Source organism: Rhodopseudomonas palustris (genome assembly GCF_013415845.1).
In the GTDB taxonomy this organism is placed as follows: Bacteria; Pseudomonadota; Alphaproteobacteria; order Rhizobiales; family Xanthobacteraceae; genus Rhodopseudomonas; species Rhodopseudomonas palustris_F.
The window spans coordinates 3,271,147-3,286,690 of record NZ_CP058907.1 but is presented as its reverse complement, the minus strand read 5'-3'; the positions used below and the strand labels follow the sequence as shown (position 1 = coordinate 3,286,690).

Genomic DNA, 15,544 nt, shown 5'->3' with positions numbered 1-15,544 from the left:
GAGGCCGAGACTGGATTGCTTCGTTGCTTCGCTTCGCTCGCAATGACGCCTCAAAGATCATTGCAACATAACCAAATAACTTCGGGGAGAGGTCCATCATGGCGTTCAAAGAGTACGGCGATTACGACGGCGTCGGCCTCGCCGAACTGGTCCGCAGCAAGCAGGTCACCGCTGCCGAACTGCTCGATGAAGCGATCGCGCGGACCGATGCGCTCGATCCCAAGCTCAATGCGGTGGTGGTGCGGCACGACGACTACGCGCGCAAGCAGATCGAAGCCGGCCTGCCGCAGGGGCCGTTCACCGGCGTGCCGTTTCTATTGAAGGATCTCGATCTGCTCGCCGGCACGCGCACCACCTTCGGTGCCAGCCTGTACAAGGACTTCGTTGCGCCCCACACCGGCACGCTGGCGGGGCGGTTTCTCGCCGCCGGCGTGACGATTTTCGGCAAGAGCGCCAGCCCGGAATTCGGCCTGATGCCGACCACGGAGTCGCGGCTGCACGGGCCGACCCGCAATCCGTGGAATATTGATCACTCCTCCGGCGGCTCGTCGGGCGGCGCTGCGGCCGCGGTGGCGGCGCGCATTTTGCCGGTGGCCCATGCCAGCGACGGTGGCGGCTCGATCCGCATTCCGGCCTCCGCCTGCGGCGTGTTTGGGCTGAAGCCGACGCGGGCGCGCAATCCGATCGGGCCGGATCGCGGCGAGGGCTGGGGCGGCTTCGCCTGTGGTCATGTGGTGAGTATCAGTGTGCGCGACAGCGCCGCGATGCTCGATGCACTGCACGGCCCCGAGCCGTCGAGCCCTTACGTTGCCCCGCCGCCGGAGCGGCCGTTCGCCGAGGAAGTCGGCCGTGAACCAGGCCGGTTGCGGATCGCGTTTACCGACCGTTCGACCTATGGTGATGCGATCGATCCGGAGGTTGCTGCGGCGGTGCGTGATACCGCAAGGCAGCTCGAAGGGCTCGGTCATCACGTCGAGGAGCGCGCACCGGTGCTACCTGCCGATCCGGCGCAGGTGATCGCCACCATCGTTGCCTGCAACACCGGCCTTGCGGTGCAGCTCGCCGAGCAGACACTCGGCCGCGCCATGACCGAACGAGATTTTGAAGTGCTGACGCTGGCGTCGGCCGCCAATGCACGCAAAGCGAGCGGTGTCGATTATTGCGCGGCGCAGCTCGCCGCGTTCCAGATCTCGCGCGCGCTGGCGGAGTTTTTCACGAGCATCGATGTATTTCTGTCGCCGACGCTGTGCACGCTGCCGCTGCGGATCGGCGAAATTAATACCATGGCGCACGATCTCTCCGGGATCAGCCCGACGCTGCGTCGGTATATTCCGGGCACGAGTCTGTTTAATATGTCCGGACAACCATCGATGTCGGTGCCGCTGGCGTGGAGTGCAAGCGGCCTGCCTATCGGCATGATGTTCGCAGGCCGGTTCGGCGACGAAGCAACACTATTACGTCTCGCTGCGCAGCTCGAGCGCGAACGGCCGTGGAAAACTCGGCGTCCGCCGGTATATGCCTCGACATAGCCACACAAAATAGAAACCAGCGACCATTGTCGGCGTTGACGTGTTCGGCCTTGCTGTTGTCTTCAGGCCGAACTGGGGGAGCTTTGTATTGACTGCCAACGACCCAACCGATGAAGCGCTCGCGGCGATTGCGAGCATCTTCGAAAGGCCCGACGCCAACGCGGAGGCGCGAGACGAAGTGGTGCCGGAGGAGGGTGCGCCCTCTGTCCCGCCCTCGTCCGATGCCGGTGCGCAGGGCGACGAGCCTGTTGCGGCCGAAGCGGTGTCCGACCGCGATGTCTCCGAGCCCACGGATGCTACTGAGCAGGCCAAGCCTGCTGAGGAGGCCGCCTCGGCGGCGGTGCCGGAGCCCGACGACGGCGACGACGATCTCGAACGTTACACCCGAGAGGGACCGGGTCCGCTGGATGCGCTGCGCTTCAAATGGCGCATGCGCCGCGACGACCGCGGTTATTTCGTCGACGAGACGATCGGGGCCAGCGTGCATCCGATCTCCAGCGGCCCGATGCCGCGCGCCGACGCGATTGCCTTCATCGCGGCCCGCGATCAGGAAACCAGGCGTCGGTTCGAGGCCCTGCGCAACGAGATCGTGATGGGCCCGTCCGAGCGGGGCTATGACGAGGACAGTGACGAGCTCGACGACGCGCGCTAAGCAAGGGCCGCGCTGAGCCGGCCTGTGTGGTTCCCACCGCCCTTCGGCCGCTCGCGCGCCGCTTAACCTCCACCTGCGGCGGTCAAACGACGGTAGCGCCCGCACTGCGGCAAGCTGCCGCACCACCAGGACTAGGATCGATGTACCAGAGCCTTGAAGCCGACCTGCGTTCACTTGCGGATGCGGGGCGGCGACGCAAGCTCCAGCCGCGCGCCGGCGTCGACTTCACTTCCAATGATTACCTCGGCCTTGCCGAGTCCGACGAGTTGCGCCAGGCCGCCGCCAATGCGGTTGCGCGCGGCGTGCCGATCGGAGCCGGCGGCTCGCGATTGCTGCGTGGTAATCATGAAGAGCACGAAGCGCTCGAAGCGGAAGCGGCTGATTACTTCGGCGCAGAAAGCGCGCTGTATCTCGGCGGCGGCTTCAGCGCCAATCACGCGATCTTCGCGACGCTGCCGCAGCGTGGCGATCTCGTGCTGTACGATGAGCTGATCCATGCCAGCGTGCACGAAGGCATGCGCCGCGGTCGCGCGACCTGCGAAAGCGTGCCCCACAGTGATATCGAGGCGTTCGACGCGCGGCTGCGGCAATGGCGGGCCAACGGTGGCCGTGGCCGCGCCTGGATCGCGGTGGAGAGCGTGTACAGCATGGATGGCGACAGCCCGCGGCTCGACGAGCTGGTCGCGGTGGCGGATCGGCACGACGCCATTCTGGTGATCGACGAGGCGCATGCGACCGGCGTCGCCGGACCGGAGGGGCGGGGACTGGCCGCTTCGTTCGAGGGCCGTGCCAACGTCATCACCCTGCATACCTGCGGCAAGGCGCTCGGCACCATGGGCGGCTTTGTGCTCGGTCCGAAGATCGTGCGCGACTTCCTGGTCAACCGGGCGCGGCCGTTTATCTTCGCCACCGCGCCGTCGCCGCTGATTGCGGCGGTGACGCGCGCGGCGCTCGACATCAGCCGCACCCGGCCGGAGCGACGGGAGCGGCTCGCCGCGCTGGTCGCGTTCGCGGATCGCGAACTGAAGCAGCGTTGCGGCATCACCTCGTCGGGCTCGCACATCCTGCCGATCATCGTCGGTGCCAACAGCACGGCGGTGGCGCTCGCGGCATCGCTGCAGCGGCGTGGCTTCGACGTTCGCGCGATCCGGCCGCCGACGGTGCCGGAAGGCACCGCGCGGCTGCGCATCGCGCTCAGCGCCAATCTGTCCGAGGACGTGATCGCCTCGCTGTTCGCAGCGCTTGCCGAAGATATGAGGGCGGCGGCATGAGCGCGCGGATCGTCGTCACCGGCACCGACACCGGCATCGGCAAGACCGTGTTTGCCGCCGCACTCGCCGGCGCGCTGGACGCCACCTATTGGAAGCCGGTGCAGTCCGGACTCGAAGACGAGACCGACTCCGGCGCCGTGCAGCGGCTGTCGGGGCTCGCAGCCGATAGGATCCTGCCGGAACGCTACCGGCTGAAGACGCCCGCCTCGCCGCATCTCGCCGCGGAGATCGACGGTGTCGACATCGACGTCGCCGCGCTCGAATTGCCTTCGGTGCCGCGTCCGCTGGTGGTCGAAGGCGCCGGCGGATTGATGGTGCCGCTGACGCGCGAGACCACCTACATCGATGTGTTCGCGCGCTGGGGAGTGCCGCTGGTGCTATGTGCCCGCACCTCGCTCGGCACGATCAACCACACGCTGCTGTCGATCGAAGCGATCAGGGCGCGCGACATTCCGCTGCTCGGCGTCGCCTTCCTCGGCGATGAGAACCTCGACTCCGAGCAGATCATCGTCGAACTCGGCCATACCCGCCGGCTCGGCCGGTTGCCCCGGCTGGAGCGGCTTGATGCGGCCGCGCTACGCGCTGCGTTCGCAGCGGCGTTCGAGCCTCGCGATTTCCTCGGAGACGCGCCATGAGCCACGCCTCGCCGGTCTGGCATCCGTTCACCCAGCATGCGGTGCAGGGCGACACCCCGACGATCGTGCACAGCGAGGGCGCTTGGCTTCAAGCCGATGACGGGCGGCGGATCTTCGATGCGATCAGCTCGTGGTGGGTGGTGACGCATGGTCATCGCCATCCGACAATCATCTCGGCGATCAAGCAGCAGGCCGACCAGCTCGATCAGATCATCTTTGCCGGCTTCACCCATCCGCCGGCCGAACAGCTTGCGCAGCGCCTGGTCGAGATCACGCCGCCCGAGCTGACGCACGTGTTCTTCTCCGACAGCGGCTCGACCTCGGTCGAGGTCGGCCTCAAGATGGCACTCGGCTATTGGCTGCATTCCGGCGAGAGCCGGCGGCGTATTCTGGCGCTGGAAGGCGCGTATCATGGCGACACCATCGGCGGCATGTCGGTCGGTGAGCGCGGCGTGTTCAATGCGCCGTATGACCCGCTGCTGTTCGATGTCAGCCGGCTGCCGTTTCCGCGCGCGGGCGCCGAGCAGGCAACGCTCGACGCGCTGGAGCAGGCATGCCGCAATGAGGCGGTGGCGGCGCTGATCGTCGAGCCGCTGGTGCTCGGGGCCGGAGGCATGCTGATCTATCCGCCCTGGGTGCTGGCCGAGATGGCACGGATCTGCAAGGCGCACGGCGTGCTGCTGATCGCCGACGAAGTGATGACCGGTTGGGGCCGCACCGGCACGCTGTTCGCGTGCGAGCAAGCGAATATCGTGCCCGACATCGCCTGCTACTCGAAGGGCCTGACCGGCGGCTCGGTGCCGCTCGCGGTGACGATGTGCCAGCGCGAGATCTTCGACGCGCATTTCTCGACCGACCGGCGCAAGACGTTCTTTCACTCCAGCTCCTACACCGCCAACCCGATCGCCTGCGCTGCGGCGCTGGCCAATCTTCAGGTGTGGGCGAGCGAGCCGGTACGGCAACGGATCGACGATCTGGCGGCCGTCCACGCTCGCGCGCTGGATCGTTTCAGGGACGATGCACGTTTCAGCAATGTCCGCCAGATTGGCACCATCGCGGCGGTCGATCTGCAGGTCGGCGACAGCGGCTATCTGGCCGACGTCGGGCCGCGGCTGTACGCATACTTTATCAATCGCGGTCTGTTGGTCCGCCCGCTCGGCAACACGATCTATCTGATGCCGCCGTATTGCAGCACGGCGGTGGAGATCGAGGCGGTGTATGAGGCGATCGCCGCGGCACCCGAGGTGCTGGCGCGTGGGAGCGATGCGGGTTGAGCGGCGTATCGGTGATCAAGACCGCATTCAACCCGTCATGCCCGCGCTCGTCGCGGGCATCCACGTCGTAAGATTTCGCAAGATCGAAGACGTAGATGGCCGGGACAAGCCCGGCCATGACGCTTGGCATGTTCAGTCGCTGTTACTTGGGCTTCGTGAACGCCTGCGAGATCCGCGCCCAGGTCTTCTCGTACACTGCGGCGGTCTCGTCGAGGCCGGCCTTCAGCGCGTTCCAGGTCTCGTCGCCGGCGGCTGACAATTGAGTCAGCTTCGGGCCGAGCGTCTTTTCTGTTTCCTCGGTCCAGCGGCGCAGCGAGGATTCCATTTCCTTGCGGCCCTGTTCGAGTGCCGCGGCGGCACCGGTGTGGATCGTCTCCAGCGACGACAGGAACGACTGGCGCTGCGCTTCGGCGCGGGCGGCGAGCGCGTCCTTGACCAGCCCGGCCTGATCGCCGGCGGCGCCGAGGAATTTCTGGAACGCCAGTTCGACCTCGTTCCATTGCGCCGAGACCGCTGACAGCGCCGCATCGGTCACCTGCTTGGAGGCGCCGAAATCGGCTTGCACCGCGCTCACCTGAGCCTGGAAGGCGTCACGCGCGGTGCGGAGCTGCGCGAGCGCTTCCTGCGCCTTGGCGCTCGAGGCATCGCCGATCTTGGCGGCCGCTTCCTCGATCTTGGCGATCGTCGCGGCGGACTCGTCGAGCTTCTGCTTGGTCCATTCCAGATAGGCTTGAGTAAGATCGGGCTTGGTCATGGCAGCCTCCTTTTACGGTCTGGCCGTGGGTGATGGTTGAGCCCCGGACGTGGAGCCGAGCGGGGGATGGACGTCGGACGGGGCGTCGGCGTGGATGCCGAGCAATTCGGCCAGCGCCAGTCGCCGGACTGCAGTCTCCACGGTCCGCTTCCGCTCGGCGTCGAATGTGTCCCAGCCGAGTGAACTCAGCATGACGTTGCGCAGCGTGCGGAAGTTGGAGATCGCGCCGAGCACGACGGCGACCCGTACCTTCAGGTCCTCGTCATCCGGCGAACGTCCGGTGGCGGCGGCCACTTCCGCGATCAAGGCGGCCTGAAACCGCGCGACCGATTGATAGTAGATGATGCGGAAGGCGTCGTCGGCGTCGCGCTCGCAGCGCACGAAGAACACCGTCCAGGCCTCCGGCTCCTCATCGCCGGCGATGAACTGGAAGAACCGCATCACCACCGCGTCGATGTGGCCGACTGGATCGACACTGGCGCTGCGCAGTTCGTCGATCAGCGGCTCGATGCGGGATCGCATGTAATCGGCGATGGCTTGCGCGGCGGCCACATACAGCTCGCGCTTGCCGCCGAAATGGTAGGGGATTGCGGCCTGATTCACGCCGGCTCGCTCGGCGAGCTGGCGGGTGGTGGCGCCGTCGTAGCCGACCGATCCGAACACCTCGATCGCAGCCTCGATCATCCGGGCGCGGGTGTCGTGGCTCTGGCCGCCGAGGGACGGCGTGGTGCGGAGCTTGGTTGCGTGGCCGTTGGACTTCATCGTCGGCGCCTCATCGGCGTCTGTTTAATTCATTCGAATGAATGAGGCTTTGAGCTGAATCAACCGGGGCGACGTGGCCGCTGCGGCGTGCGGCGTGCGCCAGGTGGCTGCGGTGTGTCCTTCACGCGGACGCATCACCTGTGGCGGATGGTTCGGGATGGCGCGCCAGCACGTCTCACCGCGTGGTCTTGCAGAGCACCGGCCGCGGCACGGCGTTGTTCGATCCAAAAAGAAAAAGGCGCCCCGCGAGGAGCGCCTTTCCCTGAGTGGTGTCGCCGAAGCGATTAGTACGAGTAGTACATCTCGAACTCGACCGGGTGCGGGGTCATTTCGAACCGCGCCACTTCGGTCATCTTCAGCTCGATGAAGGCGTCGATGAAGTCGTCATCGAACACGCCGCCGGCCTTGAGGAAGGCGCGGTCCTTGTCGAGGTTCTCGAGCGCTTCGCGCAAGCTGCCGCAAACGGTCGGGATCTGCTTCAGCTCTTCCTTCGGCAGATCGTACAGGTCCTTGTCCATCGCCGGACCCGGATCGATCTTGTTCTTGATGCCGTCGAGGCCGGCCATCAGCATCGCCGCGAAGGCGAGATACGGATTGGCCATCGGGTCCGGGAAGCGGACTTCGACGCGCTTGGCCTTCGGCGAGGTGGTGTAGGGGATACGGCACGAGGCCGAGCGGTTGCGGGCCGAGTAGGCCAGCAGCACCGGCGCTTCATAGCCCGGGACCAGACGCTTGTAGGAGTTGGTCGACGGGTTGGTGAAGGCGTTGATCGCCTTGGCGTGCTTGATGATGCCGCCGATGTAGTGGAGGCAGGTTTCCGACAGGTCGGCGTACTTGTTGCCGGCGAAGGTCGGCTTGCCGTCCTTCCAGATCGACTGGTGCACGTGCATGCCCGAGCCGTTGTCGCCGAACACCGGCTTCGGCATGAAGGTCGCGGTCTTGCCGTAGATGTGGGCGACCTGATGGATGCAGTACTTGTAGATCTGCATCTGGTCGGCCATGTGGGTCAGGGTGTCGAACTTCATGCCGAGCTCGTGCTGGGCCGAAGCGACTTCGTGGTGATGCTTCTCGACCTTGACGCCCATCTTGGCCATCGCGCCGAGCATCTCCGAGCGCATGTCCTGCACGGAGTCCTGCGGCGGCACCGGGAAGTAACCGGCCTTGGTGCGGATGCGGTGGCCGAGGTTGCCGCCTTCGTACTCGGTGTCCGAGTTGGTCGGCAGTTCCGACGAGTCCAGTTTGAAGCCGGTGTTGTACGGGCTCGCCGAATAGCGCACGTCGTCGAACACGAAGAACTCGGCTTCGGGGCCGACGAACACGCTGTCGCCGATGCCGAGCGCCTTGACCTGGGCTTCCGCCTTCTTGGCGATGCCGCGCGGGTCGCGGTTGTAGGGCTCGCCGGTCGACGGCTCGAGGATGTCGCAGGTGATCACCATGGTGGTCTCTGCGAAGAACGGATCGATCGTGGCGGTCGCCGGATCGGGCATCAGCGTCATGTCGGACTCGTTGATCGCCTTCCAACCGGCGATCGAGGAGCCGTCGAACATGGTGCCTTCGGAGAAGATCTCCTCGTCGATCATCGACACGTCGAAGGTGACATGCTGCCACTTGCCGCGCGGATCGGTGAAACGCAGATCGACGTATTTCACGTCGTTGTCCTTGATGGATTTCAGGACTTCTTTAGCGGTCGTCATGAGTACCCCTTTGCTACGGGTCGTCGTGAAATGGCGGCCGGATCGGCCGCCAGGTGATGCGATCAGGCGAGGGTTGATAGGCCGGGTGCTTAGATGGCGTCCAGTCCGGATTCGCCCGTCCTGATGCGGATGGCTTCTTCGATGTTGGAGACGAAAATCTTGCCGTCGCCGATGCGGCCGGTCTGGGCGGCGCGCCGGATGGCGTCGATCGCTTTCTCGACCAGGTCGTCGGCGATCACGATCTCGATTTTCACCTTGGGCAGGAAGTCGACGATGTATTCAGCGCCGCGATACAATTCGGCGTGGCCCTTCTGCCGGCCGAAGCCCTTGGCTTCCGTGACCGTGATCCCCTGCAATCCGACTTCCTGCAGCGCTTCTTTGACCTCGTCGAGCTTGAACGGCTTGATGATGGCTTCGATCTTCTTCACTTACACTCTCCCCGGACTTCCCACGTCGTGAGTCGGCATGTGTATGCCAGATTGCGCGACGCTGCGCAGTTGATCGATAACGCCGCGGCCGAATGGGTGAGCAACACCGCCCCCAAGCCCCGCCAGGCCGGAACTCAGAGACGATCGCGCACACCCCGCCTACAAGAGGCGAGCGCGAGGGATCGAAACTGGCTTCCGTAAAAGCAGGGTCCGTGCCAATTTGCGCACTGGCCGATTATGAAGCTTTATCAGGATATTAATCGCCCGCATGGCTCACTGAGCGGATGCAAAATGAGCTTTGCCTGATTAATTATTCAGCAATCAGCTCATGTCTTGTGCATTTGAAGGTTTTGTCCGGTCTCGCACCGATGATGCTGCCTTCGCTGCAGGCGACTGTACCGGGAATTGGGCATGGAACTTTTGACGCCCGCTGAAATGGACCGCGCCGACCTTCTGACGATCGCCGGAGGATCGTCGGGGTTCGCGCTGATGCTGCACGCCGGCCGCCATGTCGCGCAGGCGGCGATCGAGATGGCGGACGAGGGTCCGATCCTGGTGATCGCGGGCCCCGGCAATAACGGCGGCGACGGGCTGATCGCCGCGACCGAATTAGTTGCACTCGGCCGCACCGTGCACGTGATGCTGCTCGGCGAGCGCGAGGCACTGAAGGGCGATGCGGCGCTTGCGGCGCGGGAGTGGAGGGGGCCGCTGCTGCCGTTCCTGACCCAGTCGATCGGGGCGCCCGCGCTGATCATCGATGCGCTGTTCGGCTCCGGCCTCAACCGGCCGGTCAAGGATCAGGCGCTCGAGGTGATCGAGGCCGTGAACCACAGCGGCGTGCCGGTGCTGGCGGTCGATCTGCCGAGCGGCATCAACGGCGCCACCGGCGCCGTGATGGGCGCGGCGATCCGGGCGCGCGAAACAGTTACCTTCTTCCGCCGCAAGATCGGTCACCTGCTGCTGCCCGGCCGGCTGCATTGCGGTCAGGTCCGCCTCGTCGACATCGGCATCGAGCCCGGGGTGCTGGGCGAAATCCGTCCGCAGGCATTCGAAAATGACCCCGATCTATGGCTGCCGGACTTCCCGGTGCCGCGCGCCGACGGCCACAAATACGGCCGCGGCCACGCGGTGGTGGTGTCGGGCGAGCTGTCCCAAACCGGGGCGGCGCGGCTGGCCGCCCGCGGCGCCCTCCGCGCCGGCGCGGGGCTCGTGACTGTGGCATCGCCCCGCGACGCGCTGGCCGTGAATGCGGCGGCTCTCACGGCGGTGATGGTGCGGCCGGTCGATACGCCGGACGAACTTGGCACGATGCTGGCCGACCGCCGCTTCAACGCCATCGGCATCGGGCCGGGCGCCGGGATCGGTGAGGAGACCCGGGGCAAGGTGCTGGCGGCGCTGGCCGCTGGCGCCGCGGTGGTGCTCGATGCTGACGCGCTGACCAGCTTCGCCGGACATCCGGACGAGCTGTTCGAGGCGATCAAATCGGCCAGCAGTCCGCAGGTCGTGCTGACCCCGCACGAAGGCGAATTTCCGCGCCTGTTCAGCGATATGAGCAACAAAAATCCACTTCGCTCGAAGCTTGAACGGGTGCGCGTAGCGGCGCAGCGTTCCGGCGCCGTGGTGCTGCTCAAGGGCGCCGATACGGTGGTGGCGTCGCCGGACGGCCGTGCGGCGATCGCCGCCAATGCGCCGCCGTGGCTGGCGACCGCCGGCTCCGGCGATGTGCTCACCGGGATCATCACCGGCCTGCTGGCGCAGCGCGTGCCGGCGTTCGAAGCCGCCTGCATCGGCGTGTGGATGCACGGCGAGGCGGCCTGCGAGGCCGGCCCCGGTCTGATCGCCGAGGATCTGACCGAGACGATGCCGGCGGTGCATCGCCGGCTCTATGACGCGCTCGGGATCGAGTACTGAACGATTCCCAAAAGAGTCTCGATTCCGTCGAGGCTTGGAGCCGGCCTTTCAGGTGACGAGATAGCTCCGCACCAGCCGCGGCTCCGACCATTTCGCCGCATAGGACTCGATCAGCCAAAGCCCCGGATACTCGGCTGCGAAGGCGATGCGCTGGGTCTGGCCGGCGTCGATCGCCAGCGTGTCGAGCCAGAACGGCTTCCAGCCGTCGTCGAGCCGATCGAGCAGCCGGAAGTGATGGCCATGCAGGTGGAACACCATCGGCATGGTGGCGTGGTTGGTTAGCGCCAGCACCACGGTGCGGCCGCGCTTGACCTGAAACGCCGGTCCGGCCGCCGGGTTGAACTTGTCCGGCGCAAACCAATCGAGCTGTGCATTGACCAGGGCGCCGAGCAGCAGCTCGGCGCGGAGGGCGCTGCCGAGCGGAAGCTGGGTAGGCAGGCCGTTGGCCGGCAGCGGCGCCGGCTGCGGCAGCGGCGCCGGACGGAGCGGCGGATCACCGCCATAGACCAGCTTGCCGAGCTCGGTCGGCTTGCCGCCATCGTGCAGGGTAATCGCCGCCCGCGATCCGGCGGCTTTCGGGGTGTCGATCAGCGCATCGACCCGGCCGCCCGGCGCGATCACCAGCGCGCCGCCGCGCGCCAGGAACGGCTCCGCCGGCTGACTGTCGAGGGCCATCACCCAGACGTTGTGATCTTCGATTTTGAGCGCGATCACATTGCGTTGGCAGGCGTTGATGAAGCGGAATCTAAATCGGCCATTGGTCCGGACGGCGAACTCTGCCGAGGGCTTGCCGTTGACTGTGTAGAGCCACGGCGTCGCGCCGGCATCGACGCCGGCCGGGCGCGGCTTGCCGTCGTCGCCAAGACGATAGTCTTCAATCAGCACCACCTGATCACCGTCCGCTTGCGGCGGCTCGGACTCGGTGACGATCAGCGGCAGCGCCGGCATCGGCGCCGGTCCGGCGTCGGCGGCAAGCCGCAGGTCGGCGAGCAGGGTGCCGGCGGAGCGCAAGGTCAGCAGGAAGCTGTCGCTGCCGCCGGGCGGGACCGGCTGCATCTTCACCAGTGGCTCGGCTGCACCCGCGCCGCCGAGGCCGCGCAGCGTCAGCAGGGCCGGCTCGGCCAGCTTGTTGTCGAATTGAACCGCGACCTCGTCGCCGCGCATCAGCGGCGGGCCTTCGAGGCTCAAGATCGGCCGCGCAACCGCAGCCGCGCCCGGCTTCAACACGGCCGAGCCTATGGCGGCGCGGAGCACCAGCGTCTTGCGCGCCGGGGCAGCCGCCGCCTGGATTGGCAGCGCTGGCGCAATCGTCGCGGCGCCAAGGCCGGCGAGCACGGAGCGGCGGGACAGGGCAGGCGGCTGATCGGTCATGCTTGATGCGGACCATGTTCGCCGGCCGCTGTCCAGCGGTCTGCGACAACGTGATGCTTGAGGCGCCTGAGATTCGGCCCGTAAGACTGAGTTCCCATTTGCTGCAAGACGAGGCTGCCTTCTCCATCATGACGACGACCGAAGACGCTGGTTGGCTCGAACGACTTTCTCTTATTCTCGACGCGTTTCGCGAAATTCACCCCGAAATCACCGCCAACCAGATCCTCGTGTTGCTGCAGATCGGCGGCAAGCCCGGCATCACCCAGCGCGAACTCTCCGATCGCACGGGCCTCAAGGACGGCACGATTTCGCGAATCTGCGCGCTGATGTCCGAGCGCGGCCACCAGGATCGCGCCGGCCTGTCGATCGTCGACATCCGGGGCGTGCCGGGCGACTACCGCCTGAAAGGCCAGTATTTGGTCGGACGCGGCAACGATCTCTACGCCCGCGTGCAGTCGTTGATGACCACCGGCGGCTAAGCAGCTTAGTCGGGGAACCCGCGTCGGTCCGGCCGGCATCGTCGATCTGCGACGGCCCGCCGCGGTTGGTAAAAGCTGCGGGTTTCTCTTGATGCGGGCCCTATATGTCATGCTATAAGCCGCCGCCCGCGGCATCGCGGCCGGACATGATGCTCTTCGCGGGCGTGGCGGAATTGGTAGACGCGCTGGATTTAGGTTCCAGTGACGAAAGTTGTGGGGGTTCGAGTCCCTCCGCCCGCACCACGCAAGTGCTTTTGCTCATGACGATTTTCGGAGGGCCGTCCGCCAGGACGGATGTCCGCCAACCCGATGGTGCAGGCCGCGAGGCCGCATCGTACATTCGACCATTTCCGGTCCTTTGGCCGGAGCCAAGAGAAGAAGATTGACGCCATGCAGGTCAAGGAAACCGTTGCCGACGGATTGAAGCGCGAATTCCAGGTCAATGTCCCGGCTGCGGACATCGACGCCAAGATCGACGAGAAGCTCGCCGATCTGAAGGACAAAGTGCGCCTCAACGGCTTTCGTCCGGGCAAGGTGCCGACCGCTCACCTGAAGCGCGTGTACGGCCGTTCGGTCGCCGCCGAGACCATCGACAAGCTGGTCCGCGACACCAATGACGGCATCTTCTCCGAGCGTGGCTTCCGGCTCGCCACCGAGCCGAAGATCACCATGCCGCAGGACCAGAAGGAGATCGAGGACATCCTCGAGGGCAAGTCCGATCTCACCTACACCGTGGCGATCGAAGTCGTCCCGGCGATCGAACTGGCCGACTTCAAGAGCTTCTCGGTCGAGAAGCCGGTGGTCGACGTCGCCGATTCCGACGTCGATGAAGCCATCAAGCGCATCGCCGACGCCAACCGCGCCTATGCCGACAAGGCCGAAGGCGCCAAGGCCGAGACCGGCGACCGCGTCACCGTGTCGTTCAAGGGCACCATCGACGGCGTCGCGTTCGACGGCGGCACCGGCGAGGACATCCCGGTGGTGATCGGCTCGGCGTCCTTTATTCCGGGCTTCGAGGATCAGCTCGTCGGCATCGCGGTCGGCGAGACCCGTACCATCAAGGTGACGTTCCCGGCCAACTACGCCAGCGAGACGCTGGCGGGTAAGCCGGCCGAGTTCGAGACCACCGCGACCAAGCTCGAGGCTCCGCAGGAGACCACGATCGACGACGAGTTCGCCAAGACCCTCGGCCTGGAGTCACTCGACAAGCTGAAGGAAGCCGCCAAGGCCCGGCTCGGCGCCGAATACGCCGGCGCGTCGCGGCTCAAGGTCAAGCGCCAGCTGCTCGACCGGCTCGACGAAGCCCACAAGTTCGATGCTCCGCCGTCGCTGATCGAGCAGGAGTTCGAGGTGATGTGGCGGTCGATCAACGCCGAGATGCAGTCGACCGGCAAGACCTTCGCCGACGAGAACACCACCGAAGACGCCGCGAAGGAAGAGTATCGCAAGATCGCCGACCGCCGCGTCCGCCTCGGCCTGGTGCTGTCGGAGATCGGCGAGAAGAACAAGATCCAGGTCACCGACGACGAAGTCAGCCGCGCGGTGATCGAGCGTGCCCGTCAGATGCCGGGCCGCGAGAAGGAAGTCTGGGATTTCTACCGCTCCAATCCGGAAGCGCTGGCCCAGCTCCGCGCGCCGATTTACGAAGACAAGGTTGTCGACTTCATCCTAGAGCTTGCCAACGTGACCGAAAAGAAGGTCACCCGCGAGGAGCTCTACAAGGACGAGGACGACAAGACTGCGGCCTGATCCGCATCGTCTGAGAATCATTGCTGCGGCCGCCGTGATACCGTCACGGCGGCCGTTTTGCGCCGTCAGGCACTGTTAACGATGCGCCGTGAAAGCCGGCTCGCTGGCGGCGAAAAGCCGTTCGTCGGTTTTGCCGGGATTGGCCGAATCGGTATCAACTCACAGGTGGAAACGGGGTCCACCCTTGTCGCCGCGCAATCGGCTCATATCTGTGACCTCGCTTCACGTCCTGCATCACGGGGCGAACGCCTGCGGCGGAGCCGTTTTTGTCGCTCCCGCGAGCTGTCGCCTACGACAACCCTCAGGTGATTTATGCGCGATCCGGTGGAAACCTACATGAACCTCGTGCCGATGGTGGTCGAACAGACCAACCGCGGCGAACGAGCCTACGACATCTTCTCGCGCCTCCTGAAAGAGCGGATCATCTTCGTCACCGGCCCGGTCGAAGACGGCATGTCGACGCTGATCGTCGCGCAGCTCCTGTTCCTTGAAGCGGAAAATCCGAAGAAGGAAATTTCGATGTACATCAACTCGCCGGGCGGGGTGGTGACATCGGGTCTGGCGATCTACGACACCATGCAGTTCATCCGCCCGCCGGTCTCGACGCTGTGCACCGGTCAGGCCGCGTCGATGGGCTCGCTGCTGCTCGCTGCCGGCCACAAGGACATGCGGTTCTCGCTGCCGAACGCGCGGATCATGGTGCATCAGCCGTCCGGCGGATTCCAGGGCCAGGCGACCGACATCATGCTGCACGCCCAGGAGATTCTGAACCTGAAGAAGCGGCTCAACGAGATCTACGTGCATCACACCGGTCAGACCTACAAGGCGATCGAGGATGCGCTGGAGCGCGACAAGTTCCTGACCGCCGAAATGGCCCGGGAATTCGGGATCGTCGACAAGGTGATCGAAAAGCGCCCCGAAGATCCCGCGCCGGCCCCGAAGGCTGCCTGAGCCGCGAGCACCCCGAGGTCGGGAATCTCGCCCTCGGGAATCTCACAGGAAAGCCCCAATGTTCCGCTTTCGTGCCGAGCTCCC

At 65.6% G+C, this 15,544-nt stretch carries 14 protein-coding genes and 1 tRNA gene; 10 read left to right on the top strand and 5 right to left on the bottom strand.

The genetic code is table 11. The features are described from left to right. Window positions 1-98: 98 nt before the first annotated feature. The 5 genes from HZF03_RS15025 (at window position 99) to HZF03_RS15005 (ending at window position 5,361) form a co-directional block, all read left to right on the top strand. The gene (locus HZF03_RS15025) at window positions 99-1,529 is read left to right on the top strand and encodes an amidase (RefSeq protein ID WP_119019631.1); all 1,431 of its coding nucleotides are present in this window, start codon (window positions 99-101) and stop codon (window positions 1,527-1,529) included. 88 nt (window positions 1,530-1,617) lie between these two features. Beyond that, the gene (locus HZF03_RS15020) at window positions 1,618-2,181 is read left to right on the top strand and encodes a hypothetical protein (protein WP_119019630.1); all 564 of its coding nucleotides are present in this window, start codon (window positions 1,618-1,620) and stop codon (window positions 2,179-2,181) included. A 140-nt stretch (window positions 2,182-2,321) separates the two neighbouring features. Then, a complete protein-coding gene (locus HZF03_RS15015) occupies window positions 2,322-3,452 on the top strand; it encodes an 8-amino-7-oxononanoate synthase (RefSeq protein WP_179906176.1) in 1,131 nt (376 codons plus the stop codon). After that, window positions 3,449-4,087 carry a dethiobiotin synthase gene (gene bioD, locus HZF03_RS15010; RefSeq protein ID WP_119018680.1) on the top strand — a complete coding sequence of 213 codons (639 nt, stop codon included), beginning with the start codon at window positions 3,449-3,451 and terminating at the stop codon, window positions 4,085-4,087. The genes HZF03_RS15015 and bioD overlap by 4 nt, the downstream gene beginning before the upstream one ends. Beyond that, window positions 4,084-5,361 (top strand): adenosylmethionine--8-amino-7-oxononanoate transaminase, encoded by a 1,278-nt coding sequence (locus HZF03_RS15005; RefSeq protein WP_119018679.1) that lies wholly within the window; start codon window positions 4,084-4,086, stop codon window positions 5,359-5,361. The genes bioD and HZF03_RS15005 overlap by 4 nt, the downstream gene beginning before the upstream one ends. Window positions 5,362-5,503: 142 nt before the next feature. On the opposite strand, the gene HZF03_RS15000 is transcribed toward HZF03_RS15005, so the two are convergent. The 4 genes from HZF03_RS15000 to HZF03_RS14985 form a co-directional block, all read right to left on the bottom strand. After that, window positions 5,504-6,115 (bottom strand): hypothetical protein, encoded by a 612-nt coding sequence (locus HZF03_RS15000; RefSeq protein ID WP_011158518.1) that lies wholly within the window; start codon window positions 6,113-6,115, stop codon window positions 5,504-5,506. Between the two features lie 12 nt (window positions 6,116-6,127). Next, window positions 6,128-6,877: a CerR family C-terminal domain-containing protein gene (locus HZF03_RS14995; protein ID WP_119018677.1), complete on the bottom strand. Its 750-nt coding sequence runs from the start codon at window positions 6,875-6,877 to the stop codon at window positions 6,128-6,130. A 284-nt stretch (window positions 6,878-7,161) separates the two neighbouring features. Next, the gene (gene glnA, locus HZF03_RS14990) at window positions 7,162-8,571 is read right to left on the bottom strand and encodes a type I glutamate--ammonia ligase (RefSeq protein WP_011158516.1); all 1,410 of its coding nucleotides are present in this window, start codon (window positions 8,569-8,571) and stop codon (window positions 7,162-7,164) included. 89 nt (window positions 8,572-8,660) lie between these two features. Then, a complete protein-coding gene (locus HZF03_RS14985) occupies window positions 8,661-8,999 on the bottom strand; it encodes a P-II family nitrogen regulator (RefSeq protein WP_011158515.1) in 339 nt (112 codons plus the stop codon). Between the two features lie 411 nt (window positions 9,000-9,410). Between HZF03_RS14985 and HZF03_RS14980 the strand changes: the two genes are divergently transcribed. Then, window positions 9,411-10,910: a bifunctional ADP-dependent NAD(P)H-hydrate dehydratase/NAD(P)H-hydrate epimerase gene (locus HZF03_RS14980; RefSeq protein WP_012496388.1), complete on the top strand. Its 1,500-nt coding sequence runs from the start codon at window positions 9,411-9,413 to the stop codon at window positions 10,908-10,910. A 48-nt stretch (window positions 10,911-10,958) separates the two neighbouring features. Here HZF03_RS14980 and HZF03_RS14975 read toward each other — a convergent pair whose 3' ends face one another. Beyond that, window positions 10,959-12,281 (bottom strand): multicopper oxidase family protein, encoded by a 1,323-nt coding sequence (locus HZF03_RS14975; protein WP_119018676.1) that lies wholly within the window; start codon window positions 12,279-12,281, stop codon window positions 10,959-10,961. 14 nt (window positions 12,282-12,295) lie between these two features. On the opposite strand from HZF03_RS14975, the gene HZF03_RS14970 reads away from it, so the two are divergent. The 4 genes from HZF03_RS14970 (at window position 12,296) to HZF03_RS14955 (ending at window position 15,460) form a co-directional block, all read left to right on the top strand. Then, a complete protein-coding gene (locus tag HZF03_RS14970; RefSeq protein ID WP_234906860.1) occupies window positions 12,296-12,760 on the top strand; it encodes a MarR family transcriptional regulator in 465 nt (154 codons plus the stop codon). Window positions 12,761-12,918: 158 nt separating this feature from the next. Continuing rightward, window positions 12,919-13,003, top strand: a tRNA-Leu gene (locus HZF03_RS14965). 147 nt (window positions 13,004-13,150) lie between these two features. After that, the gene (gene tig, locus HZF03_RS14960; protein ID WP_012496385.1) at window positions 13,151-14,509 is read left to right on the top strand and encodes a trigger factor; all 1,359 of its coding nucleotides are present in this window, start codon (window positions 13,151-13,153) and stop codon (window positions 14,507-14,509) included. 312 nt (window positions 14,510-14,821) lie between these two features. Beyond that, window positions 14,822-15,460, top strand: coding sequence for an ATP-dependent Clp protease proteolytic subunit (locus tag HZF03_RS14955; protein WP_011158510.1), 639 nt, complete (start codon window positions 14,822-14,824; stop codon window positions 15,458-15,460). The last annotated feature ends 84 nt before the right edge of the window (window positions 15,461-15,544 follow it).

Excerpts from the sequence above, each read along its gene's own strand:
- HZF03_RS14955 (WP_011158510.1), top strand. The coding sequence starts at position 14,822 with ATGCGCGATCCGGTGGAAACCTACATGAACCTCGTGCCGATGGTGGTC.
- HZF03_RS15015 (WP_179906176.1), top strand. The coding sequence starts at position 2,322 with ATGTACCAGAGCCTTGAAGCCGACCTGCGTTCACTTGCGGATGCGGGG.
- glnA (WP_011158516.1), bottom strand. The coding sequence starts at position 8,571 with ATGACGACCGCTAAAGAAGTCCTGAAATCCATCAAGGACAACGACGTG.
- bioD (WP_119018680.1), top strand. The coding sequence starts at position 3,449 with ATGAGCGCGCGGATCGTCGTCACCGGCACCGACACCGGCATCGGCAAG.
- HZF03_RS14980 (WP_012496388.1), top strand. The coding sequence starts at position 9,411 with ATGGAACTTTTGACGCCCGCTGAAATGGACCGCGCCGACCTTCTGACG.
- HZF03_RS15025 (WP_119019631.1), top strand. The coding sequence starts at position 99 with ATGGCGTTCAAAGAGTACGGCGATTACGACGGCGTCGGCCTCGCCGAA.
- HZF03_RS15000 (WP_011158518.1), bottom strand. The coding sequence starts at position 6,115 with ATGACCAAGCCCGATCTTACTCAAGCCTATCTGGAATGGACCAAGCAG.
- tig (WP_012496385.1), top strand. The coding sequence starts at position 13,151 with ATGCAGGTCAAGGAAACCGTTGCCGACGGATTGAAGCGCGAATTCCAG.
- HZF03_RS15005 (WP_119018679.1), top strand. The coding sequence starts at position 4,084 with ATGAGCCACGCCTCGCCGGTCTGGCATCCGTTCACCCAGCATGCGGTG.
- HZF03_RS14975 (WP_119018676.1), bottom strand. The coding sequence starts at position 12,281 with ATGACCGATCAGCCGCCTGCCCTGTCCCGCCGCTCCGTGCTCGCCGGC.
- HZF03_RS14970 (WP_234906860.1), top strand. The coding sequence starts at position 12,296 with ATGTTCGCCGGCCGCTGTCCAGCGGTCTGCGACAACGTGATGCTTGAG.
- HZF03_RS14995 (WP_119018677.1), bottom strand. The coding sequence starts at position 6,877 with ATGAAGTCCAACGGCCACGCAACCAAGCTCCGCACCACGCCGTCCCTC.